This is a genomic window from Alistipes shahii WAL 8301 (assembly GCF_025145845.1).
In the GTDB taxonomy this organism is placed as follows: domain Bacteria; phylum Bacteroidota; class Bacteroidia; order Bacteroidales; family Rikenellaceae; genus Alistipes; species Alistipes shahii.
Genome location: NZ_CP102253.1, coordinates 2,204,013 through 2,226,876 on the forward strand (window position 1 = coordinate 2,204,013; position 22,864 = coordinate 2,226,876).

Annotated in this window: 20 protein-coding genes and 1 tRNA gene; 6 read left to right on the plus strand and 15 right to left on the minus strand. The window is 61.8% G+C overall.

Annotated elements, in window-relative coordinates; genetic code table 11:
• Nucleotides 1-13: 13 nt before the first annotated feature.
• The 8 genes from trxB to NQ492_RS09375 form a co-directional block, all read right to left on the minus strand.
• Complete coding sequence (gene trxB, locus NQ492_RS09340; RefSeq protein WP_015547329.1) at nt 14-937, minus strand: thioredoxin-disulfide reductase; 924 nt, start codon at nt 935-937, stop codon at nt 14-16.
• 24 nt (nt 938-961) lie between these two features.
• Entirely contained in the window at nt 962-1,927 is a 966-nt protein-coding gene (locus NQ492_RS09345; protein WP_015547330.1) for a WG repeat-containing protein, read from the minus strand.
• 2 nt (nt 1,928-1,929) lie between these two features.
• Complete coding sequence (locus NQ492_RS09350) at nt 1,930-2,787, minus strand: vWA domain-containing protein (RefSeq protein WP_015547331.1); 858 nt, start codon at nt 2,785-2,787, stop codon at nt 1,930-1,932.
• An 18-nt stretch (nt 2,788-2,805) separates the two neighbouring features.
• Entirely contained in the window at nt 2,806-4,536 is a 1,731-nt protein-coding gene (locus NQ492_RS09355) for a DUF4954 family protein (RefSeq protein ID WP_015547332.1), read from the minus strand.
• A 190-nt stretch (nt 4,537-4,726) separates the two neighbouring features.
• Nucleotides 4,727-5,887 (minus strand): WG repeat-containing protein, encoded by a 1,161-nt coding sequence (locus NQ492_RS09360; protein WP_044054457.1) that lies wholly within the window; start codon nt 5,885-5,887, stop codon nt 4,727-4,729.
• Between the two features lie 194 nt (nt 5,888-6,081).
• Nucleotides 6,082-6,621 (minus strand): FKBP-type peptidyl-prolyl cis-trans isomerase, encoded by a 540-nt coding sequence (locus tag NQ492_RS09365; RefSeq protein ID WP_022061644.1) that lies wholly within the window; start codon nt 6,619-6,621, stop codon nt 6,082-6,084.
• Nucleotides 6,622-6,856: 235 nt separating this feature from the next.
• A complete protein-coding gene (gene gcvP, locus NQ492_RS09370) occupies nt 6,857-9,682 on the minus strand; it encodes an aminomethyl-transferring glycine dehydrogenase (protein ID WP_259872894.1) in 2,826 nt (941 codons plus the stop codon).
• Between the two features lie 219 nt (nt 9,683-9,901).
• On the minus strand, nt 9,902-11,572 hold the full coding sequence (locus tag NQ492_RS09375) for a nucleoside kinase (RefSeq protein ID WP_015547334.1): 1,671 nt from the start codon (nt 11,570-11,572) through the stop codon (nt 9,902-9,904).
• 93 nt (nt 11,573-11,665) lie between these two features.
• Here NQ492_RS09375 and NQ492_RS09380 point away from each other — a divergent pair, with 93 nt between their 5' ends.
• The 4 genes from NQ492_RS09380 (at nt 11,666) to NQ492_RS09395 (ending at nt 17,430) form a co-directional block, all read left to right on the plus strand.
• Complete coding sequence (locus NQ492_RS09380; protein WP_044054804.1) at nt 11,666-13,090, plus strand: bifunctional metallophosphatase/5'-nucleotidase; 1,425 nt, start codon at nt 11,666-11,668, stop codon at nt 13,088-13,090.
• A gap of 209 nt (nt 13,091-13,299) precedes the next feature.
• Entirely contained in the window at nt 13,300-15,135 is a 1,836-nt protein-coding gene (gene rpsA, locus NQ492_RS09385) for a 30S ribosomal protein S1 (RefSeq protein ID WP_015547336.1), read from the plus strand.
• A 475-nt stretch (nt 15,136-15,610) separates the two neighbouring features.
• A complete protein-coding gene (locus NQ492_RS09390; protein WP_168950021.1) occupies nt 15,611-16,396 on the plus strand; it encodes a DKNYY domain-containing protein in 786 nt (261 codons plus the stop codon).
• Nucleotides 16,397-16,509: 113 nt separating this feature from the next.
• Entirely contained in the window at nt 16,510-17,430 is a 921-nt protein-coding gene (locus NQ492_RS09395) for a DMT family transporter (RefSeq protein ID WP_015547338.1), read from the plus strand.
• Nucleotides 17,431-17,497: 67 nt separating this feature from the next.
• Here the strand turns inward: NQ492_RS09395 and rplI are convergent, their stop codons facing one another.
• The 3 genes from rplI to rpsF are packed head-to-tail and all read right to left on the minus strand — an operon-like array spanning nt 17,498 to nt 18,584.
• Entirely contained in the window at nt 17,498-17,938 is a 441-nt protein-coding gene (rplI, locus tag NQ492_RS09400; RefSeq protein WP_015547339.1) for a 50S ribosomal protein L9, read from the minus strand.
• Between the two features lie 19 nt (nt 17,939-17,957).
• Nucleotides 17,958-18,236: a 30S ribosomal protein S18 gene (rpsR, locus tag NQ492_RS09405; protein WP_010265192.1), complete on the minus strand. Its 279-nt coding sequence runs from the start codon at nt 18,234-18,236 to the stop codon at nt 17,958-17,960.
• Between the two features lie 3 nt (nt 18,237-18,239).
• Nucleotides 18,240-18,584 (minus strand): 30S ribosomal protein S6, encoded by a 345-nt coding sequence (gene rpsF / locus NQ492_RS09410; RefSeq protein ID WP_015547340.1) that lies wholly within the window; start codon nt 18,582-18,584, stop codon nt 18,240-18,242.
• Between the two features lie 370 nt (nt 18,585-18,954).
• Between rpsF and NQ492_RS09415 the strand changes: the two genes are divergently transcribed.
• A complete protein-coding gene (locus NQ492_RS09415) occupies nt 18,955-19,536 on the plus strand; it encodes a hypothetical protein (protein ID WP_015547341.1) in 582 nt (193 codons plus the stop codon).
• Between the two features lie 5 nt (nt 19,537-19,541).
• Here the strand turns inward: NQ492_RS09415 and thiL are convergent, their stop codons facing one another.
• Nucleotides 19,542-20,576, minus strand: coding sequence for a thiamine-phosphate kinase (gene thiL, locus NQ492_RS09420; protein ID WP_015547342.1), 1,035 nt, complete (start codon nt 20,574-20,576; stop codon nt 19,542-19,544).
• Between the two features lie 94 nt (nt 20,577-20,670).
• Here thiL and NQ492_RS09425 point away from each other — a divergent pair, with 94 nt between their 5' ends.
• Nucleotides 20,671-21,246 (plus strand): adenylate kinase, encoded by a 576-nt coding sequence (locus tag NQ492_RS09425; RefSeq protein WP_015547343.1) that lies wholly within the window; start codon nt 20,671-20,673, stop codon nt 21,244-21,246.
• Between the two features lie 205 nt (nt 21,247-21,451).
• On the opposite strand, the gene rpsT is transcribed toward NQ492_RS09425, so the two are convergent.
• From rpsT to NQ492_RS09440, 3 genes are all read right to left on the minus strand, one after another.
• Nucleotides 21,452-21,703, minus strand: a complete 252-nt coding sequence (rpsT, locus tag NQ492_RS09430) for a 30S ribosomal protein S20 (protein WP_015547344.1) — start codon at nt 21,701-21,703, stop codon at nt 21,452-21,454.
• A 192-nt stretch (nt 21,704-21,895) separates the two neighbouring features.
• A tRNA-Glu gene (locus tag NQ492_RS09435) sits at nt 21,896-21,967 on the minus strand.
• 137 nt (nt 21,968-22,104) lie between these two features.
• On the minus strand, nt 22,105-22,863 hold the full coding sequence (locus NQ492_RS09440; protein ID WP_015547345.1) for an ABC transporter ATP-binding protein: 759 nt from the start codon (nt 22,861-22,863) through the stop codon (nt 22,105-22,107).
• Nucleotide 22,864 lies beyond the last annotated feature (1 nt).

A 22,864-nucleotide genomic window follows, 5' to 3' on the forward strand; every position in this document is an offset into this window, starting at 1 on the left:
TCCGTCTTTTGCCTTATTGCAGCAGAAACCGTTCGCAGTCCAGGGCGGCGACACATCCCGACGCAGCCGCCGTGATGGCCTGGCGGTAGTGGGGGTCCTTCACGTCGCCGGCGGCGAAGACGCCTTCGACCGAGGTCTTCGACGTTCCCGGCTCGACCTTGATGTAGCCTTCGGCGTCGAGCGCCAGCTGTTCGGCGAAAAGTTCCGTGTTGGGGTGATGGCCGATCGCCAGGAAGAATCCCGCGATGTCGATCTTCCGCTCCGAGCCGTCGTTCCTGCGCAGCAGCGCGCCCGTTACGCCCGAGTCGTCGCCCAGCACCTCGGCGGTGTTGTGCTCGAACAGCACTTCGATGTTCGGCGTGTTGAACACCCGCTGCTGCATCGCCTTCGAGGCGCGCAGGTGGGGCTTGCGCACGATCAGGTAGACCTTGCGGCAGAGCGATGCGAGGTAGGTGGCCTCCTCGCAGGCCGTGTCGCCGCCGCCCACCACGGCCACGTCCTTTTTGCGGTAGAAAAATCCGTCGCACGTGGCGCAGGCGCTGACGCCCTGCCCGCGGAATTTGGTCTCGGACGGGAGACCGAGGTATTTGGCCGTGGCTCCCGTGGCGATGATCAGCGTTTCGGCCTTGATCTCCTTCTCGCCGTCGATCACGACGTGGAACGGACGCGACGAGAGGTCGGCGCGCGTGACGTTGCCCGTGCGGATGTCGGCGCCGAACCGCTCGGCCTGCCTGCGCATCAGCCCCATCAGGTCGGGACCGCTCACGCTGTCGGGATGTCCCGGGAAATTCTCGACGTCGGTGGTCGTCGTCAGCTGTCCGCCCGGTTCGATGCCTTCGTAAAGCACCGGCTTGAGGTTGGCGCGCGAGGCGTAGATGGCGGCGGTGTACCCTGCGGGGCCGCTGCCGATGATCAGGACTCTTACTTGTTCTTCCATGGTATCGGTTGTTGTTTGCATGTTTCAATCATTATTCGTTCCAAATTCCGTCAGGCGTCGTCCCAGGTAGTCGAATTCCGCCCAGCGGCCGTCTTTCCGCACCCGGACGACGCTTTCGGCCGGCGCGTAGTCGACGATCTCGTATTCGGGCGGGATGACGTAGCGTCCCTGGCGGTCGATCAGCCCCATCCCCGATGGGGTCTCGACCTCGGCGCGTCCTTCGCGGAAATCCCCGGCCCAGGTGTACTGCGGCCGGATTACGGGGTTGTTCTCCGTGTCCACGAACCCGAATCCCTCGTCGTCCTCGACGCAGACCAGTCCTTCGAAGACGTGGCTCGTCCAGCGGTGGCCCGTCAGGCGGCGGTGCGGGGTGTAGACGGCCTCCGTGTCGCCGACGCACATCGGATCGGCCGTCCGGCGGACCTGTTCGCGCAGGCTTTCGAAGGCCGCGCCGTCTCCCGAAGGGCCGAAATGCGCGTCGTGGTAGCGCAGCGGCACGAACCGCCCGCCCGACCAGCGCAGGTTTCCGGCCCGGAGGTTGTTGTGCGAGAAGTTCAGCTCCCGCAGGGCCGTTTCGAGGGTGTCGAGCGCCGCGAGCAGCCGCTCCGCGGGTTCCGTGTGGAGCGCTTCGGCGAACGGTTTGCCCGCGGGAAGGTGTTGGAGCGCCAGGTCGAAACGGCGTTCGCGGCCTGCCGGGTCCGTCCACCGCAGTTCGTCCCGCAGGATGCGGTATTCCGCGAGATGGTCGGTGTTGAGGCGTCCGAGCTGCGACGCCGTGCGTTCCACGGAGGCCAGCGCAGCGGGCGAGAGCGGCATCGAGAGCAGCCATTGCCGGCCGCGCCACGTGATCTCGGCCTCGGCGAAGCGCGTCGTGCGCATCAGCCGCGGCAGTCCGTCCGCCCCGGTCGCCGCACGGGCGTCGGCGAGCGTTTTGAACGAGAGGTCGGGCGTCAGCAGCGCCCGGGTGAAGAGTTGCAGCGTCGGTGTCATGGCTATTCGGTTTTTACGCTGATGGAACCGATGTTGAGCATGGTGATCAGCTCTTCGGCCGAGGCGTTGAAACTCATGCCGCGGAACGGCGGCAGGGCGCCGGGGCCTTTGGCTTCGCGGATCGCCTCGTTGAAGACCTCGGGCATGGGGCTGGAGCAGTCGTAGAGCACCTCCGCATAGCGGTTGGGGTACGAGGCCTCTTCGGCCGAGGGGAAGAACACCGTGTGCGGGGTGTCGCCCGCGGCGATGTGGATGTTGACCAGCAGCACGTTGCCGTCGGCCGTGCGGAGCGATTTGATCTGTCCGGCCACGGCGCGCAGTTCGGCGTCGTCGCAGTCGGTGGCCTCGCCGTCGGTGATGTTGAAGACCATCGGCGGGAAACTTTCGGCATGGGCCGGGTCGGCGCACCATGCCGCGGCGATGTCGCGCACGCGGCGCAGGGCCTCGCACATCGGAGTCTGCCCGGCGGCTTCTGGCTCCACCCATGCCGGGTAGGGAATTTCGCGCAGGGAGATGCTGCCGTCGGGCAGCCGGTATTCGATGACTTCGGTCTTTATCGGAGGCTCCCCGGCCGCCAGCTCCGCCACGGAGATCAGTTCCCTGCCGCCCGGCAGCAGGGAGTAGACCTCGTCGTCGCCCGAGTATCCGATCACGGCGATGTCGTAGTAGTCCCTCACGCCGTCGCTGCGGCGGGCGCGTTCGATCAGTTCGAACAGCATGCCGTTCGTGATGGTCGCCACGGCTTCTGCCTTGGTCATCTGCCGGTTGCGGAACCGGATTTTTTCGGCCATCGAACCCGAGCCGTCGATCGCGAGGATGATGGCGGTGCGATGGGTGCGTGTGATGCTCTGTGTATACATGTTGCGTCGTATGTTCTTCTATTTCAGGCCGCGGACCGAGTAGTAGTCTTCGCGGCGCTCCTCCTCGCTCGTGCAGTCGAGACCGTAGCTGACGGCCATGTCGAGCGAACAGTCGCGGTCGCGGTCGGCGTCGGTCGTGCGGCGCATCGAGGCGTGGGCGTTGTGCCCCGCGGAGATGGCCTCGTCGATCTCGTCGACGGTCGGCGTGTGCCCGAGCAGGGCGGCGTAAACCTGTTTGGCCCAGCTGTGGGCGTAGTCGTCGTAGTGGACGGCGAAGACCCGGAAGCGGTTGTCCACGGCCTCGGTCGTGGTCAGTTCGCCGCGGTCCACGGCTGCGAGGATCGCCTCGGTCTCGCGGCGCGTGATGTACTGCCCGCCCAGGTCGAGCCACTGCCCGTCGCCGTCGTAGCGCGGGTCCGACCCTCCTCTGGAGAGCATTGCGCCCAACGCCGCCACGATGGCCTTGTTGTAGAGCTTGAGCCCCCGTTGCAGGGCTGCCGAGCGGATCAGGGTCTTGTTGTGGGTGAACACCGGGGCGTCGGGGTCCTGCTCCTGGAGCGAATGGAGGATGTCCACGGCCTGGAGCATGGCGCCCGTGATGTAGGGATTGTATTCGTCGAAACTGATCACGTCGCGTTTGACCGAGCGGCGGTCGCGGGCGGGCCACTTCTCGATGTCGCGCACGGCGCCGAAACTGGTGAGGTTGGCGCCCGGCATGAGGTGCGTGCGCCCTTCCTTCTCGATCAGATAGGAGTAGGGGAAGGCCGAGGTGTCGTGGTGGTAGGAGTGGTGTCCCATGACCATCGTGAAGGCGCCCTCGAGCGCGGGCGACATGATGTAGGCGCTGCTGGCGAACTTGCAGCCGCGCAGGTGCACCGACTGGTGCACGGCGCCGCTCTTGAAGAGGTGGTTGCTCTGGTTCGAGCCGCTGCCGGCGTTGAAGAACGAGAACATGCCGGCGATCAGCAGCGACGATTTGTGGTGCGAGACGGTGTAGGGACCTGCGAAGATCGAGGCGGCCTCGCCGTTTTCGCAGTGCGAGTTGGCGAAGAACAGCGACTCTGCGGCTGTGAAACCCTTGTCCAGCCGGCAGCTTTCGCCGACGAAGCAGCGTTCGACGATCGAGCCGTTGTCGATGACCGACCCTTCGGCGGCGATCAGGTCGTAGGCCTTGACGTCCACGCCGACGCGCGCGCCGTCGCAGAGCGTCGCGTTTTCGAGGATCGAGGCGCCGTCGATTTCGACTCCGTTGCCGATGCGGACCTCGCGGATGAAGCGCGCCCCGACGATGCGGCAGTCGCTTCCCACCTCGCCGATCTCCGACGAGCGTTCCTCGGCGTAGGCGTCGACCATTTTTTCGAGTGCGGCGATGGTCTGCGGGCGGTGGCGGTAAACGGCCATGACGTAGGCGACCTGTGCCGACAGGCGGTCGAATATCTTCACCGTGCGGCCGCCGCATTCGTTCATCGTGGCCACGCCGACGCCGTTGCCGAAGGCCGAGCGGCGGCGGCATTCGAGGGCCGTGACGCCTTCTACGAGCGAGCCGGTTCCGATGCGGTAGTTCGCCACGCGCGAGCGGACGATGCGGGCCTCCGCGGCTATTTCTACATCTCCTTCCAGGTGGCTCTGCAACAGCTGAAAGGGTTTGAAATCCTCCGAGACCAGCACCTTCGACCAATCTTCGGCCGAATTGCCGAGTGCTTCGAGTGCGGCGGTCTCCGCGGAGGTTAATTTTCTGAATGGAGTCATTGATTGTGGAGTTATTTAGATGCAAATATAACAAATTGCATTTAAATTGCATGAACCCTTTTGGGGAACTCGTCTTTTCTTCCGGCCGGGACCGTTCCGGGGCGGGTTTGCGCGGGCCGCAGCGGCGTGCCTGCGGGGGCGGATTTTGCCCGAAAGCGATTTTTGATCCCGCTCTTTCCGCTGCCCTGCCTCACTGGTATCGGGGCGTTTTCAGCGGATGTGCGATCTCCTGCCGTTCGCCGTTGCGCACGACCTGCGCCTTTCCGCCGCGGAACGGCTTCACCGCCGCACAGCCCGGGCAGCTCAGGCGCGTGCGGCCCGCCGTGTCGATGTAGTGCCACGTGCCGCCGAGCTGAACGGCGGCCAGTCCCTCGGTGAAGTCGAACCCGTTGTCGTAGAGCGGCGCGACGACGACCCGCTCCGCCGTGCGGTAGCCCCAGCGCCCGTTTTCGACGAAGAGTTCGGGCGTTTCGGCCTCCGTCCCGCTCCGGACGGCGGGTTTCTCCCGGACCGCCTCGGCGAGCAGCTCCGCAAGTCCGAAGAGCCGCAGGGTGGGTGCCGTGAGCAGTTGCGCGATGCGGTACTGAACGGCCATGCCGCGTTTTTCGAACAGCGCGAGCGTCTCCCGGTAGGCCGGGTCGGAGGCGATCCGCTGGGGCGTGTACAGCAATCCGTCGGAGCTTCCGTAACGGTCCCAGAGCGTAGGGTCCTCGGCCAGCGCGTGCAGCGCCGTCGAGATCAGCGCCGCGGGGTAGTCGTCGATCCGTTCGTCGAAGTCGGCCGCCGTGCGGGCCGGGTGCTGGTAGGCCGCCGTGCCCAGTTCGGGGCTGATCTCCCCGGCGAAGGCGGGCAGGTACGAGGCGTCGAAGTCGATCGGGCAGAGCGTGCCGTCGTCGCCGACGATGATATTCTCGGGTTTCAGGTCGCCGTGGGCGCGGTCGTCCGTGACCAGCGCGAGGGCCAGCCGGTCGAACAGCCGGACGAGGATTTGCAGACTCTCGCGGTCCCGGAGGGCGGCGGCCTGCGCCACGGTTTCGTGCAGGGTGGAGCCTTCGATCCAGTCGCCGAGGACCGTATCGACCCAGACGCCGGTTTCGGGCGAGGTGTGCAGGTAAAGCTCCTTTTCGAGAAGCCGCTGGCCGTAAATCTCCTTCAGGTGGCGCATCGGGCGCAGGTAACAGCGCAGCGAGCGGATGCGTCCGCCGAGGCGGATGCGGAATACGGCGGCGGAGTTGCCGGCGCTGAAGCAGGGGCGGCCCTGTTCGTCGCGGCACACGTCGATTTCACCCAGCGTGCGCGTCAGGCCGCGGGAGTCGAGAAGAGCCAGCAGGTATTGACGGAGGGTAAACACGTGGCGGGAATCGGATTTTTAGCGTCGTCCGACTTGTCGGAGACGGCGCAAGTTACGAAAATCCGCTAAAAAACCGGACCCGAAGGCCCGGCTTTTTCGTTGGATGGTATCTGTTCGCCCGAAGGCGCAGCCTCTCTCCGAAAGCGTTCCGGCTTGCGGCCGCCCCGAAAACAGGCCTCTTACGCCTGCGTCCGCTAATGGCAATTGCAATGGCCGTCGTGGTCTCCGCAGCCTTCACCGCAGTCACCGCCGCACTCGCCGCACGAACATCCGCCTTGCAGGTCCTCGGGCGTCACGTCGCGCACCGAAACCACCTCCACGTCGAAGTTGAGCGTCTTGCCCGCCATCGGGTGGTTGAAGTCCATCTTCACGGTCGATTCGCCGACCTCCTTGACGATGCCCATCATGCGGTTGCCCTGGGCGTCGCTCATCGGAACCTGGCTGCCCTCGAAGAGGATGTCCTCGGCGAGCTTGCCGTCGACCATGAATATGTCTTTCGGCAGGTCGACGATGGCGTCGGCGATCACTTCGCCGTAGCCGTCCTTGGCCTCGAGCGTGAACGAAACCGATTCGCCGATCTCCTTGCCCAGGATCGCCTCCTCGAATTTGGGGAGCAGCATGCCCGTTCCGAAGATGAATTCGAGCGGCTGGCCCGGACGCGACTGATCCGCGATCTGTCCGTCGACGGTGAGCTTGTAGTCTACGCCGACCATTTTGTTTTGTTCTACTTTCATACGATTGTTATAAAGTTTAGTTGTTTTTATCGTCGTTTTTCAGGGACGTTGCCCGGCATTCACGGCTCAAAAGCGATTTTCCGCCACCATTTTTAGAAAAATGGCTTCTTAAGCCATCAAAGGTACGCACTTCGGGGCAAGTTGCCAAATAATAGCAGGAAATAATTGTGCCATAACAGATGAAAACGGCGGCGCTGTCGATGTCGCCGCCGTTTTTTCATGCCGGATATTGCCGTTACTCGCAGTTGCGGCAGCAGAGGTTTCTGTCGCCGTAGCCGTTGTCGATCTTCGAGACGTAGGGGAAGAACTTCGCCTCGCCGATCCACGCCAGCGGGAACGCCGCCTCGTTGCGCGAGTAGGGGTGTTCCCACGCTCCGGCCAGTTCCCGGGCCGTGTGGGGTGCGTTCGCCACCACGTTGTCCGCCTGGCCGGCGGCCGCCTCGCATTCGCGCTTGATGCTTATCAGCGCCTCGATGAAGCGGTCCATCTCCTCCTTGGGTTCCGATTCGGTCGGCTCGACCATCAGCGTCTCGTGCACGGGGAACGAGAGCGTCGGGGCGTGGAATCCGTAGTCCATCAGGCGGTGGGCGATGTCGCCGCAGTCAATGTTGTAGTCCTTCTTAAAGGAGGTGAGGTCGAGGATCATCTCGTGGCCCACGCGGCCCGTCTCGCCCGAGTAGTAGGTGCGGTACTCCGCGGCCAGCGCCGCCGACATGTAGTTGGCGTTGACGATGGCCATCTCGGTGGCTCTGCGAAGTCCCTCGGCCCCCAGCATTTTGATATAGCCGTAGGTGATCGGGAAGAGCAGCGCCGAACCCCACGGAGCCGACGCGACGGCCGTGATGCCCTCGTCGCCGCCCGTGGCGACGACCGGGTGCGACGGCAGGAACGCCCGCAGGTGCTCGGCGACGCAGATCGGGCCTACGCCCGGGCCGCCGCCGCCGTGGGGCATGGCGAAGGTCTTGTGGAGGTTGAGGTGGCAGACGTCGGCCCCGATGTAGCCGGGGTTCGTCAGTCCCACCTGCGCGTTCATGTTCGCGCCGTCCATGTAGACCTGCCCGCCGGCGTCGTGGACGGCGTCGACGATCTCGCGGATGCGGCTCTCGAAGACGCCGTGCGTCGAGGGGTAGGTGACCATCAGGCCGCACAGTTCCGACGAGTGCTCTTTGGCCTTGGCTTCGAGGTCCGCCACGTCGATGTTGCCGCGCTCGTCGCACGCCACCGTCACGATCTTCATGCCGGCCATGGCCGCCGAGGCGGGGTTCGTGCCGTGGGCCGACGCGGGGATCAGCACCACGTTGCGGTAGCCCTGTCCGCGGCTCTGGTGGTAGGCGCGGATGACCATCAGCCCCGTGTATTCGCCCGCCGCGCCCGAATTGGGCTGCAACGAGCAGGCCGCGAAGCCGGTGATCGTCGCCAGGTCCTGTTCCAGCCCGGCGATCAGGTCCATATAGCCCTTGGCCTGGTCGGCCGGGGCGAAGGGGTGCATGTTCTGGAAGCCGGCCAGCGAGAGCGGCTGCATGAGCGCTGCGGCGTTGAGCTTCATGGTGCACGAACCTAAAGAGATCATTGAATTGGCCAGCGAAATATCCCTCAATTCCAGCTTCTTGATGTAGCGCATCAGGGCGCTCTCCGAGCGGTAGGCGTTGAATACGGGTTCCTGCAAATAGGGCGATTGGCGGCGCAGGGCAGTTGGGACGCAGCTTTCGGTGACGGCCTTTACCGCCTTGGCTTTCTTGCCTTTGGCTGCGGCGAAGATGCTCACGACGGTCTCGATCTCCGCCGCGGTGGTCACCTCGTCGAACGACATGCGCACGCGCCCTTCGGAGGGATAGTAGAAGTTGATGCCCTGTTCGAGCGCCAGCGACTGCACGACGGCTGCCTCGGCCTCGACTTCGAGCGTGTCGAAGAACTCCTTCGACGCGAGGCGGTAGTCCATCGCCTCCAGCGCGCGGGCGACGGTTGCGGCGGCCAGGTGGGCGGTTTCCGCCGCGCGGCGCAGCCCTTCGGGACCGTTGTAGACGCAGTAGAAGCCCGTCATCGAGGCCATCAGGGCCGAGGCGGTGCAGATGTTCGAGGTGGCGCGCTCGCGCTTGATGTGCTGTTCGCGCATCTGCAAGGCCATGCGCAGCGCCTTGTTGCCCAGCCGGTCGACCGAGACGCCGATGATGCGGCCCGGCATGTTGCGCTTGAACGCCTCGCGCGTGGTCATGTAACCCGCGGCGGGACCGCCGAAGCCCATCGGCGTGCCGAGGCGCTGCGCCGAACCCACGGCGATGTCGGCGCCCCACTCGCCCGGGGCTTTCAGGAGCGCCAGCGACAGCAGGTCGGCGGCGACCGTTACGAGCGCGCCCTTGGCGTGCGCCGCAGCCGTGAAGTCCGAGTAGTCGCGCACCCGGCCGTCGGCGGCCGGGTACTGCACGATGGCGCCGAACTCCCGGCCCGTGAATTCGTATTCGTCGTATTCGTCGACGATCAGTTCGATGCCGAACGGCTCGCTGCGCGTGAGCAGCACGTCGAGCGTCTGCGGGAAGATGTTGCGGTCGACGAAGAGTTGATTCCGACCTTCCCGGACGGCATCCCGCGAACGTAATGAAAACATCATCGCCATCGCCTCCGCGGCGGCCGTGCCCTCGTCGAGCAGCGAGCAGTTGCCGATCTCCATGCCCGTGAGCGAAATCACGGCCGTCTGGAAGTTCAGCAGCGCTTCGAGGCGTCCCTGCGAAATCTCGGCCTGATAGGGCGTGTAGGAGGTGTACCAGGCGGGGTTCTCGAAGACGTTGCGCGTCACGACGGCCGGGACGGCCGAGGGGTAGTAGCCCATGCCGATGAACGAGCGGTAGGGCTGGTTGCGGTCGGCAAGCTCGCGGATGTGCGCCGCGAATTCGTATTCGCTCATCCCCTCGGCGGGCAGCGCGAGCGGTTTGCGGAGCCGGATGGATTGGGGGATCACCTGCGAGATGAGTTCATCGACGGATTTCACGCCGATCACATCGAGCATGGCCTTCAGGTCTTTTTCGTTGCTGACGCCGATATGGCGTTCGGAAAACTTATCGAACATTGAACGATATTTTATGTTGTCTGTATGTACTTTTCACATTTGTCTTTCATCCCGGCAAGCCGTTCTCGCCGCCTGTGGCGGCGTTTGCAATTCTGATCCCATCCCGGCCCTCCCTCGGGGAGGGAGATGGCGTACGCTCCGCACGGTTCGTACAGTTGTGCCGTTGCACGAACACACAAAGGTAAAATAAAAGAAACGGACGCACAAAATTTTCCGCGCCTAATATTGAAAACTGCTGCCGCCGATGAATTCGCGCAGGATCGACGTGGGTGGGATCTCGTCGGGCGCGATGGGGATGAAGTTGTCGAGGAACTTGAGCATGCGCCGCGCCTCGTCGTACTCCGGAACCGTGTCGGGGACCTCGCGGAGGATCTTCTCGGCGAAGGGCCGCAGCACCGAAATCTCGTAGAACAGCGACGAGTTGAGCATGATGTCGGCGTTCTCCTGATAGGGGAAGATGTGTTTCTCCTCGCCCCGGCGCACCGAGGCCCAGCGCGAAAGCGTCGAGAGCGCGTCGGCGCCGCGCTGGCGGTAGTCGCGCGTCAGGCGCCGCAGCAGGCGGTTGTCGGTGGTGGCGATGCGCGAGAGGTTGTCCATCGCCACCGACGTGAAGCACGAGATGTAGATGCGGAACTTCTGCGCGTCGGGGATCGAGGGCGTGAGGCGCGGGTTCAGCCCGTGGATGCCCTCGATGATGAGGATCGAGCGTTCGTCGAGCGTCAGCGGCGCGTTGTGCCACGTGCGGCGTCCCGTGATGAAGTCGTAGCGCGGGATGTCGACGCTCTCGCCCCGGATCAGGCGCGCCAGATGGTCGTTGAAAAGCTCCAGGTCGATGGCTTCGAGCGCCTCGTAGTCGTAGTTGCCGTCGGCGTCGCGCGGGGTCTTCTCGCGGTCGACGAAGTAGTCGTCGAGCGAGATCAGCACGGGGTTCAGTCCCAGCACGCCCAGCTGGATGCCCAGCCGTTTGGCCGAGGTGGTCTTGCCGCTGCTGGAGGGGCCGGAGATCAGCACCATGCGGGCGCCGCGCGAAAGGTGGGCGTCGTAGATGGTGTCGGCCACCCAGGCGAACTTGCGCTCGTGGAACGCTTCGGCGAGTTTGATCAGGCCGCCGCCGTCGCCCGCGAGCACCTTCGAATTGACGTCGCCGACGGTGGGAACGCCCATGATCCGGACCCACGACTGGTACTCCTGGAAGATGCCGAACATCTTCTCCTGGTGCACGTTGCGGTGAAGCGTGTCGGGCGACGTGCGCAGCGGAAGGGCCAGGTAGAAGCCGTTGTAGTAGGGTTCGATGTCGAACAGCGTGACATAGCCCGTCGAGGGGGCCAGCGAGCCGTAGAAGTAACCCGCCGTGTCGTCGAGCGTGTAGAGCTGGCTGTAAAGCCGCGGACGGGTGTCCAGAAGCGCGATCTTGTCCGTGAAACCCTCCTCGGCGTAGCGGGCGCGGACCTCGGTGGTGAGCATGCGCTGGCGCGTGATGGGCAGGTTGCGCACGGAGAGTTCCCGCATGCGGTCGCGGAGCTGCGCCGCCTCGTCGGGGGTGAACTCGTCGATGCCGTCGATCTCGCAGTAGAACCCGCTCTGGCCCATCGAGTGGCGGATGTGGAGCGTCTGCCCCGGGTAGAGGTCCTTGACGGCCTTTTGCAGCAGGAACCACGCGGTGCGCTGGTAGACGCGGATGCCGGCGAAGGAGGTGATGTCGACGAAACGGATCGTCACCGGGGCATATATTTTGTAACTCAACTCCTTGATGCGGTTGTTGACGAAGGCTGCGAGGAAGGGGTGAAGGCCGGGCGTGAGGCGTTCGGCGACCTCCAGCAGCGGGGTTCCCATCGGGACCTCCAGTTCGCCGAAGCCGTTTTCGCAGATGACTTTGATCGTATCGTTCATGGAAAAGTTTTTACAATGTTCGATTCGTAAAGATAGGAATTATTTGTACTTTTGGCAAATCTTCATCCATAAAGAAAAACAATGCCGACGAATATGAAAGGAATGTTCCGGACGGGCCTGATTCTCCTTGCGGCTGCGGCTGCGGCCTGCGCACCCCGTGAACGGACGCTCGTGCTGCTCTCGACGAACGACATGCACGCCAAGATTCAGAATTTTCCGCGATTGGTTGCGGCCGTGGAGAACTGTCGTGACACCGCGCAGCTGGTGGTGCTGGTCGATGCCGGAGACCGCTGGACCGGAAACGCCTATGTGGACATGGCCGCGACGCCCGGCATGCCGATGATCGCGCTGATGAACCGGCTCGGCTACGACGTGGCGACGCTGGGCAACCATGAGTTCGACCACGGGCAGGCGTTTCTGGGCCGCATGATCGACAGCATGGCGTTCGAGGTGGTGTGCGCCAACGTGACGAGCGACACCTGCACCTTTCCGCAGCTGCCGCCCTATGTCGTTCTGGACAAGGACGGCATCCGCATCGGTTTCGTCGGCGTGGTGACCAACTACGAAGGCCCGGGGCATCCTGCGGGCAATGCGTCGAGCTTCGAGGGACTGGAGTTTCCCGATCCGCAGGCGATGGCGATGAAGTATGCTGCCGAATTGCGTCCGAAGGTCGATCTGCTGGTGCTCGTGTCGCACATGGGCGACGACCGCGACGTGGAGCTGCTCGGAAAGGAGACCCGGTTCGACGTGGTGATCGGCGGACATACCCATGTGAAGGTCGATTCGCTGGTGAACGGCACGCTCCTGACACAGACCGGGAAATATCTTAAGAACGTGGGCGTTACGGCGGTCCGGTTCCGCGGCAGGAAGATCGAAGGCATCGAATCGCGCCTCGTGCCGCTGGACGGTTATGCGCCCGATGCGTCGTATCAGGCCGAGGTGGACCGCTACTATGCCGATCCCGAGCTGAACAAGCCCGTCGGAGCGTTCGCCGGACCGGCCGACAAGTGGGGCCTCGCCAACTGGATGGCCGCGTCGGTGGCCGACGAAGCCGATGCCGACGTCGGGTTTTACCACATCGGCGGCGTGCGCCTCGACTCGATTCCGGCGGGCGGGGTCGGTGCGGCGAAGGTGTACGACCTGGAGCCGTTCGGAACCGAGATCGCCACGATGCGGATGACTCCGGCCGACATGCGCCGGATGATCCTCTCGAAGTACAACGACGAGGAGAACCGCAAGGAGGCGCACCGGATCGACCTGATCTCGACGACGCCCTACGTCATCGTGACCGACGCCGCGGACAACGCCCTCGACGTGCGTTTCCCGAAGTTGCGCGAAGGCAAGGTGTACGAAGTTGCGGTCAGCGACTATGTTTACAGGAATTACAAGGACCTGAACTACACCGACGGGAAACTTACGGGAACGGCGGTCGCGGGCGTGCTGCTCGAAGAGTTGCAGGATGACGGTCCGCTGACTCCGGACAACAGGCCGCGGCAGAAAATAATTCGGAATTCATAATTCATAATTCATAATTCGGAATTCACAATTTGGGATTTTGCAGAGCCGGGTTTTGTCTGTAAACTGAATAATTCTGAATTCCGGATTTTGAATTCTGAATTATAAGAATTACCTTTGTAGCCCTCGCGCGCGCAATGATGCCGTAAGCGAGGGCTATAACTTTTAATATTAACCAATTAACGAGCGATTGTATCGCAAAAATTTCCACAATGGAAGAAGTAAAGAATGTAGTTGCAAACGAAAATTTCGACTGGAACGCCTTTGAAAACGACCTGGGTGTGTACGACCAGGACAAAGCCCGGATCACCGAGGCTTACGACAAGACGCTTTCGAACGTCAACGTCGGCGAAGTGGTCGAGGGAACCGTAACGGGCGTCAACAAGCGCGAGGTTATCGTCAATGTCGGCTATAAGAGCGAGGGTATCATCCCCGTATCGGAGTTCCGCTACAACCCCGACCTGAAGGTAGGCGACAAGATCGAAGTCTACGTGGAGTCGGCCGAGGACAAGAACGGCCAGCTGGCCCTTTCGCACAAGAAAGCCCGGCAGCTCAAGTCGTGGGACCGTGTCAACGAAGCGCTGGAGAAGGACGAAATCATCAAGGGTTACATCAAGTGCCGCACGAAGGGCGGTATGATCGTCGACGTGTTCGGCATCGAGGCGTTCCTGCCCGGATCGCAGATCGACGTGAAACCCATTCGCGACTACGACGTATACGTGGACAAGACCATGGAGTTCAAGGTAGTGAAGATCAATCAGGAGTTCCGCAACGTGGTCGTGTCGCACAAGGCGCTCATCGAGGCCGAACTCGAAGCCCAGAAGCAGGTCATCATGTCCAAGCTGGAGAAGGGCCAGATCCTCGAGGGAACCGTCAAGAACATCACCTCCTACGGCGTATTCGTCGACCTGGGCGGCGTGGACGGCCTGATCCACATCACCGACCTCTCGTGGGGCCGCGTAAACCACCCCGAGGAGATCGTGGCGCTCGATCAGAAGATCAACGTCGTGATCCTCGACTTCGACGAGGCCAAGAAGCGCATCGCCCTGGGTCTGAAGCAGCTCACCCCGCATCCGTGGGAGGCGCTCGATCAGACGCTCAAGGTCGGCGACAAGGTGAAGGGCCGCGTGGTCGTTATGGCCGACTACGGCGCGTTCGTCGAGATCGCTCCCGGTGTGGAGGGTCTGATCCATGTTTCGGAAATGTCGTGGAGCCAGCACCTGCGTTCGGCACAGGAGTTTATGAAGGTCGGCGACGAAGTCGAGGCCGTTATCCTGACCCTCGACCGCGAGGAGCGCAAGATGTCGCTCGGCATCAAGCAGCTCACGCCCGATCCCTGGGAGAATATCGAAGTCAAGTATCCCGTCGGCACGAAGACCACGGCCAAGGTGCGTAACTTCACGAACTTCGGCGTATTCGTCGAGATCGAGGAGGGCATCGACGGTCTGATCCACATTTCGGACCTGAGCTGGACCAAGAAGGTGAAGCATCCCGGCGAATTCACGTCGGTAGGCGCCGACATCGAGGTCGTGGTGCTGGAGATCGACAAGGAAAACCGCCGTCTGTCGCTGGGACACAAGCAGCTGGAGGAGAATCCCTGGAATGAGTTCGAGAACCAGTACTCGGTGGATAGCATCCACGAGGGTACGATCACCGAGATGACCGACAAGGGCGCAGTGGTTGCCCTGGGCGAGAACATCGAGGGCTTCTGCCCCGCGCGTCAGCTCGTCAAAGAGGACGGCACGACCCCGAAGACGGGCGACAAGCTCAACTTCAAGATCCTGGAGTTCTCGAAGGCCACCAAGCGCATCACCCTTTCGCACCTGCGTACGTACGAGGAGGCGAAGCGTGCCGAAATCGCTGCCGAGAAGGCCGAGAAGCGCGCTGCTGCCGACGCTACGAAGTCGACCGTGAAGAAGATCAACGCTTCGGTCGAGAAGACGACGCTCGGCGACATCGCCGGACTGGCCGCTCTGAAGAGCGCCATGGAGGCTGCCGAGGCCAAGTCGGCCAAGAAGGCTGCCGCCAAGAAAGAGGACGAAGAGTAATCTCCGCTGAAAAGAGGACGGGGGGAAGATGCCCCTCCGTATCCGATAACCGGATGCCCGCACAGGAAACTGTGCGGGCGTCTTTTTTTTGTGCCGGGACGGCGGCGCGCGGCGGGAGCTGTCTGCGGGGCGGTTTGTTTATGGGATGGTCTGTCTGCGGGACTGTCTGCGGGATTGTCTATGGGGCGGACAGTTTGCGGCTCCGGAATCTTTTCAAGGACGAGGTCAGGGCCGGAACCGGGGAACCGGACAGGGAAACAGGGAATCGGGGAATCGGGGAATCGGGGGCGGAAGTCCGGTCGGTCAGTGGTCAGTGGTCGGATCGGTCGGCGGCCGGTTTGCAGGCCGGATGTTTCCGGGGCGGGGCGAATGGCCTTTTTTGCGTTCGCCGAAATATTTACGGCGGATTTCTTGCACCGTGCGCAATAACCCGGTATATTTACAAGTCAGAACTGAAGAAGCAAACCGATAGATGATGAAAAAGTTGATTTTAGGCCTGTTGTCCGCGCTGGCGCTCCTTCCGGGCGGCATGCTGCGGAGCGGGGATGTCCGCGCCGCCGAAACCTTCGCCGTGCAGTCTCCTCGCAGGGATCACTGCGCGAACCCTCACGCGAATTGTCATGGGGAGCGTTACGAAGATCGGCGCGGGAGATATACCAAAGACAGCTGGTCGGTATATTACCGCGGCCGGAAGGTCGAGGGGGCTTCGGTATCCTCGTTCGCCGATCTGGGCGGCGGGTACGGCAAGGACAATTGGACGGTGTATTACCGCGGCTGGAAGGTCGAGGGGGCTTCGGCATCCTCGTTCGCCGATCTGGGAGGCGGGTACGGCAAGGATAATTGGACGGTGTTTTACGAAGGCCGGAAGCTGGAAGGTGCCTCGGCCATGTCGTTCGAGTATAAGGGACGGGGTTACGGCAAGGACAACTGGAATACCTATTTCCGCGGGGAGCAGCTCCGGCCCGGGCAGTCGCCGGACGGGATGCTCGGCGGCGGTTATGCGAAAGACAGCTGGTCGGTATATTATCGGGGGCGAAAGGTGGAAGGCGTTTCGGCTTCGTCGTTCGAATATCTGGGCGGCGGTTACGGCAAGGATCCCTGGAAGGTGGTCTATCAGGGACGCGAAGTGCCGGGCGCATCGTCGTCGTCGTTTGAAGAGCTTGGGTGGGGTTACGCCAGGGACGCGTGGAAGGTTTACTACTGCGGCGAGGTGATTCCGGGTGCTTCCCCGGCGACGTTCCGTATTCCGGACCGGCGGTAACGGGTGATTTGCGTTATATATGGGGCTTTCTTTGCAGGAAGCCCTTTTTTTGCGCCGTGCCGCGCGGGGATTCGGGCACTGTTTTTGTCTTTGCGGGGTAAACGACGAAACGAATGAACAGACTGAAACCCCATCTGGCCCTGTTGGTGTGCAACGTCCTCTGGGCGATGGATTACCCTTTTTACAACATAGTCCTGCCGCATTACGTGCATCCGATGGCGATGGTCTCGGCGTCGCTCGTCGCCACGGCGCTCTTTTCGCTCGTGCCGCTGCTGTGGCAGAAGGCCGAGAAGGTCGAGCGGGCGGATATTCGCAAACTGATCGGCGCCGCGCTGCTGATCGGCGTATTGCGCAAGGTCTTCATCATGTACGGTTTGTCGATGACCTCGCCGATCGACGGTTCGATCATCGACACCATCGTGCCGTTGCTGGTGCTGGCGCTCTCCGTGCTGCTGGGAATGGACCGTTTCACCCGGCTCAAGATCACGGGACTCGTGCTCGGCATGGCGGGAGCTGTGGCGGTGGTGCTGGCCGGGGCCTCGTCGTCGCACGCGCATTCGCATCTCTGGGGAAACGTGATGATCTTTCTATGCGCCTGCGTCACGTCGGTGTATATGGTGTGGTTCAAGCGGCTGATCGCCAAGTACCGCATTACGACCGTGCTGCGCTGGCTCTACTGCGCGGCGGCGGTCATGGCCCTGCCGTTCGGTATCGGTCCGATCGTTCACACCGATTTCGCGGCCATTGCCCGTCACGCCCTGTTTCCGACGCTTTTCGTGCTGACGGTTCCGACCTATGTCCCCAACCTGATGCTCAACTATGCCCTCAAAACGGTACAGCCCACCGTGTCGAGCATCTACACCTATTTGCAGCCCGTGCTGGCGATCGCCATTTCGGTAGGGATGGGGCTGGACAAGCTGCATGCCGATACGGTGATTTTCGCACTGGTGATTTTCGTGGGGGTGGGGCTGGTGCTCCGGTCCTACACGGTGAAGCCGCGGCAGGCCGATCCGCCTGCTGCGGGGCCGCATTGACGAACGTCGTCAACCGAAAAGAGCCTCCCGCATCGGGAGGCTCTTTTCGTACAAATGTCTTTTCGCGTTACTCGGCAGCGGAAACCGAGAACTTGATCGTAGCCTTGACCTCCTTGTGCAGGCGGACCGTAGCCTCGAACTCGCCGACGGTCTTGACGGCCTCGACGCTGATCTGCTTGCGGTCTACGGTGATGCCCTTGGCGGCGAGCGCCTCGGCGAGGTCCGTTGCCGTGACCGTACCGAAGAGTTTGCCCTCCTCGGCCTTCACCGACAGCGACAGCGGCAGGTTGGCGATGGTCTCGGCCAGAGCCTGTGCGTCGGCCAGGATCTTGGCGTCCTTGTGGGCGCGCTGCTTGAGGTTCTCGGCGAGGACCTTCTTGGCGGCGGTGGTAGCCGACTTGGCGTAGCCCTGGGGGATCAGGTAGTTGTTGGCGTAGCCGGGCTTCACGTTCACGATGTCGTTGGCGTAGCCCAGGTTTTCGATATCTTTGATCAGAATTACTTCCATGGTCTTGTCCTCCTTTTAATTATTTCATGCAATCGGTTACGAAGGGCAGGATGGCCAGGTGGCGCGCACGCTTCACGGCCTGGGCGACCTTCTTCTGGAACTTCTGCGAAGTACCCGTCAGGCGGCGCGGAAGAATCTTGCCCTGCTCGTTGAGGAACTTCTTGAGGAACTCGCCGTCCTTATAATCTACGTACTTGATGCCGAGCTTCTTGAAACGGCAGTACTTTTTCTTCTTGACGTCTACCGATACGGGATTCAGGTAACGGATTTCCGACTGTGCTTTGTTGTCCTGTGCCATGGTTTACTCCTCCTGCTTGTTAGAAAGTTTTGCACGACGCTTCTCCGAATATTCCACGGCGTATTTGTCCTGCTTGAAAGTTAAGAAACGGATCACGCGCTCGTCGCGGCGGTACTGCGTTTCGAGCGTGTTGACGAGCGAGCCTTCGCCCGTGAACTCTACCAGGAAGTAGAAACCGGTGGTCTTCTTCTGAATAGGGTAGGCGAGCTTGCGAAGGCCCCACGACTCCTTGTTCACGATCTGACCGCCGTTTTCGGTGATGACACCCTGGAATTTGTCAGCGACTTCCTGCACCTGTGCATCGGACAGAACCGGCGTGACAATGAAAACGGTTTCGTAATTGTTCATAATGCTTTTAATTAGTTAATTAAATCCCCAAAGGGACCGCAAAGATACACATTTAAATTAAAAATGAAAAATTAAGAATTAAAAATTTGTCAGTATTTGGATTATCTCTGCTTTTTCCTATCTTTGTGGAACATACTGACAAACACGGAAAGTGTAAGTTTATTCCCGATAAGCGAACGTAGGAAATTCTCTTTGGCGAGGAATAGGCAGACTTCTTGCCGCTTACGCAGGCTCCCCGCAGGGTAGAACTGCGGGGGGCCTGCTCTCGACTGCGCTTCGGGCGGACTTCCGCAATTTGTTTCCTGAAAATGGTGCCGGATTATGGGATTTTGCGTATCTTATCAGCGAATTCAATCCTAATGCTAACCCGATGATAAGACATTGCTTTTTCTTGATTTTTGCCGTGCTTCCGTTTTGCGGCTTGCAGGCGCAGGATACGGCCATAAGCCCCCGTTATCCGGGGACCGGGTGTTTCGAGGGTGAGGTGGCTGTCGGGGCGACCTTTGGCTATGCCTCGCTCGGAAGCTTTGACAACGATGCGGCGGGTTTTTGTCTGGCCGCCGAAGGCCGCTACAATTTCCGGCGGATACCCTTCGACGCGGGTCTGCGGCTCGGCGGGTCGTGTTACTCGCGGCTGGCTGCGGGCGTCTGCTCGAAGGACCCTTTTATGATGTTCAGCCTGATGGCCGTTGCGGATTACAACCTGCATCTGACGCCGAAAGTGGCGTTGTTCGCGGGAGCAGGGATCGGTGGGGCGTATGTCCTCCGAACGGCCGAAGGGGCTGTCTCCGATACTCCGTCCAGCGACTGTGCGGCATTTTGCGTGATGCCGCGCGTTGGCTGCGAATGCTGGAACCGGCTGCGCGTCACGCTGGGTTACACCTGTACGGAGCGGGCCAACCGCCATCTGTCGCTCACGTTCGGAATAGCCATCGGCGGCGGGCGGCGGTAAGACGCTTATTCTTCCGGGAACCCTTGTGCCTTCAGCTTTATGTCCTGCCCGTCGGGCGTCACGAGGTAACAGCCCGTGGAGGCGGGGGTGATGTGGCCGATGACGTCCACAAGGCCCAGCCGCATGATCTGTTCCTGCATCGAAAGCGGCACGGTGAAGAGCAGTTCGTAGTCCTCGCCGCCGTTCAGAGCCGCAACGACCGGGTCCGAGTGCATCTCCTCGGCCAGCGCCGAGGTCTGCCGGGCGATCGGGATGCGTTCGAGGTAGATGCGCGCGCCGCAGGCCGACGATTTGCAGATCTGCATCAGGTCGCTCGCCAGGCCGTCCGAGAGGTCGATCATCGACGTGGGGCGGATCTTTTCTTCGGCCAGCGCACGGACGATGTCGGTGCGGGGGCGCGGCTTGAGGTATTTTTCAAGCAGGTATTCGTAGCCCTTGAACTGCGGCTCGGGGTTCTCCACGTCGGCGAGCACCCGCTTTTCGCGTTCGAGCAGTTGCAGGCCCATGTAGGCGGCCCCGAGGTTGCCCGTGATGCAGACGAGGTCGTTCTGCTGCGCACCGCTGCGGTAGACGACCTTCTCCTTTTTGGCGTAGCCAAGCGAGGTGACGGTGATGACCAGCCCCGTCATCGAGGCGCGCGTGTCGCCGCCCACGAGGTCGATCTCCTGCTCTTTGCAGGCGAAGGCGATGCCTTCGTAGAGGTCCTGAAGGGCTTCGACGGGCAGTTTCGACGAGACGCCGAGCGACACGGTGATCTGCGCCGGGAGGGCGTTCATGGCCAGGATGTCGCTCACGCCGGCCGTCACGACCTTGTAACCCAGGTGTTTGAGCGGAAAATAGGTGAGGTCGAAGTCGACGCCTTCGTAGAAGGAGTCGGTCGTGCAGAGCACCGCTTCGCCGCGTCCCGGGGCGATCACCGCGGCGTCGTCCCCCGCGCCCTTGAGCGTCGAGGCGTTCTTCGGGGTGAATCCGCTGGTCAGCAGGTCGATGAGTCCGAATTGTCCGAGCGAAGCGATCTCGGTGCGCTTTTTCTGGTCCATGAATCTAAAATTTTTTACAAAATTAAGGAAATACTCTTGTTTCCCCAAAAAATAACGTAATTTTGCCCGGTCCAAATTACTAAAAGGGTTAGTTATGGTAAATATCGTCTTATTCGGCGCTCCGGGTTGCGGCAAAGGCACGCAGGCACAGCGCCTGAAGGAACACTACGGAATCGATCACGTTTCCACGGGCGAGGTGATCCGTGACGAGATTCGCCGGGGTACGGAACTGGGACAGAGCATGGAAGCCTACATCAAGGCCGGGCAGCTGGCTCCCGATGAGATCGTAATCGGCATGATCGACCACTATGTCACCGGGCACATGAACGCCGCCGGCTGTATTTTCGACGGCTTTCCCCGCACCACGGTTCAGGCCGAGGAGTTCGACAAAATCCTTGCCGGACACGGCCTGAAGGTCGATGTGATGATCGACATCCACGTCCCCGAGGAGGAGCTGGTGCGCCGCATCCTGCTGCGCGGCAAGGATTCGGGACGCGCCGACGACGCTTCGGAAGAGGTGATTCGCGGGCGTCTGGACGTTTACCGCGAGCAGACGGCCGTCGTGGCGGACTACTACGCCGCACAGGGTAAATACGCCTCGGTCAACGGTACGGGGACGATGGAGGAGGTTTTCTCCCGCATCGCCGCGGTGATCGAAGGCCTGAAATAGCGGGGCAGGCCCGGAGGGGCCGGGAAGCGCTCCCGAAATGAAAATCGTCCCTGCCGGAGTTGTCTCCGGCAGGGACGATTTGTGTGAAATCCAAATCCGCCGGACGTCGCTTGTCGTCGCGCCGGGCGGGATACGGAAAAAGCCGCCCGTTTCCGGTGCGGCTTTTCTGTCTCGGTGCGGGAGCGCTCCTCCCTCGGACGAAGATTTAGAGTGCGTTCACGTGAAGCTGGATCGAACTCTTCAGGTTCGCAGCCTTGTTCTTGTGCACGATGTTGTGCTTTGCCAGTTTGTCGAGCATAGCGGTTACCTTCGGAAGCAGGGCCTCGGCGGCGCTCTTCTCGGTGGTCGTGCGCAGGGCCTTCACGGCGTTGCGGGCCGTCTTGTGGAACAGACGGTTGTGAGCACGCTTCGTCAGGGTCTGGCGAATTCTCTTCTTCGATGACTTATGGTTTGCCATAATCCGTTAATTTTTATTTTTTACTTTTTTTCAGTCGTTTGGCTTGAAACGGCCTTGGCCGCTTTCGGATAGACCCGGGGGTCCGCTCCTCGAAAAGTTTTTTCACCCGTAGGGGGCGTGTTCGGCGGTGCATTTTTCGATTCCGGTCTCCCGTCTTCCTTTTTCGCGCCCCTCTTCCGGCCCCTTCGTTCGTAGCCCATAGGAGAGTCGAACTCCTCTTTCAAGAATGAAAATCTTGCGTCCTAACCGATAGACGAATGGGCCTTTACCACTATCGCATGCCCCGAACGGGGTTGCTTTAGCGGTGCAAAGGTAAGCAAAAAAGTGACTTGTACAAAAAATATGCGAAAAAATTACGGATTTTTTGCCGGAAGTCCCTCGGACGGTCGTTTCTTGAACTGTCAGCGCAGCCGTACGGTCCGCGTCTCGGGGTCGAAGCGGGCGTTTTCGCCCGAGAAGAGACGCTCGATCAGTCCGCTGCCGACCATCTCCCCCGCAGGGAGGTGGTGGAGCGAAGGGGTGTCGATCAGCGCCACCGAGTCGCAGAGCGAAAGCGCCACGTCGAGGTCGTGCGTCGAGAAGAGGATGCACTTGCCCTCGTCGCGGGTCAGCCGCCGGAGCAGCGTCGCCAGCTCGTAGCGGTTCGGGAGGTCGAGGAACGCCGTGGGTTCGTCGAGCAGGATGACCGGGGTGTCCTGGGCCAGCGCGCGGGCGATCATCACCCGCTGGCACTCGCCGTCGGACATACGGTCCATGGTCTTGCGGGCGAAGGCCGACATCCCTACCAGGCGGAGCGAACGTTCGACGACGGCGCGGTCGGCCTCCTGCATGCGCCCGATCCAGTTGGTGTAGGGGGCGCGTCCCAGCGCCACGACGTCCTCGCAGGCGAGGTTGGCGATACGGACCTTGTCGGTGGTGACGAACCCCACGGTCGTGGACAGCTCGTGGGGCGTGAGCGACGCCAGCGGGCGGCCGCAGAGCGCCACATCGCCGGAGACGGTCGTTCCGAGACCTGCAATGGCCCGCAGCAGGGTGCTTTTGCCCGTGCCGTTGCGGCCGATCAGCGCGGTCAGCGACCCTTGGGCGAAGGCGGCGGTGACATCTTCGAGCAGCGTGCGGCTGCCGTAGGAGAGCGTGATATGGTTGAGGGCGATACTCATG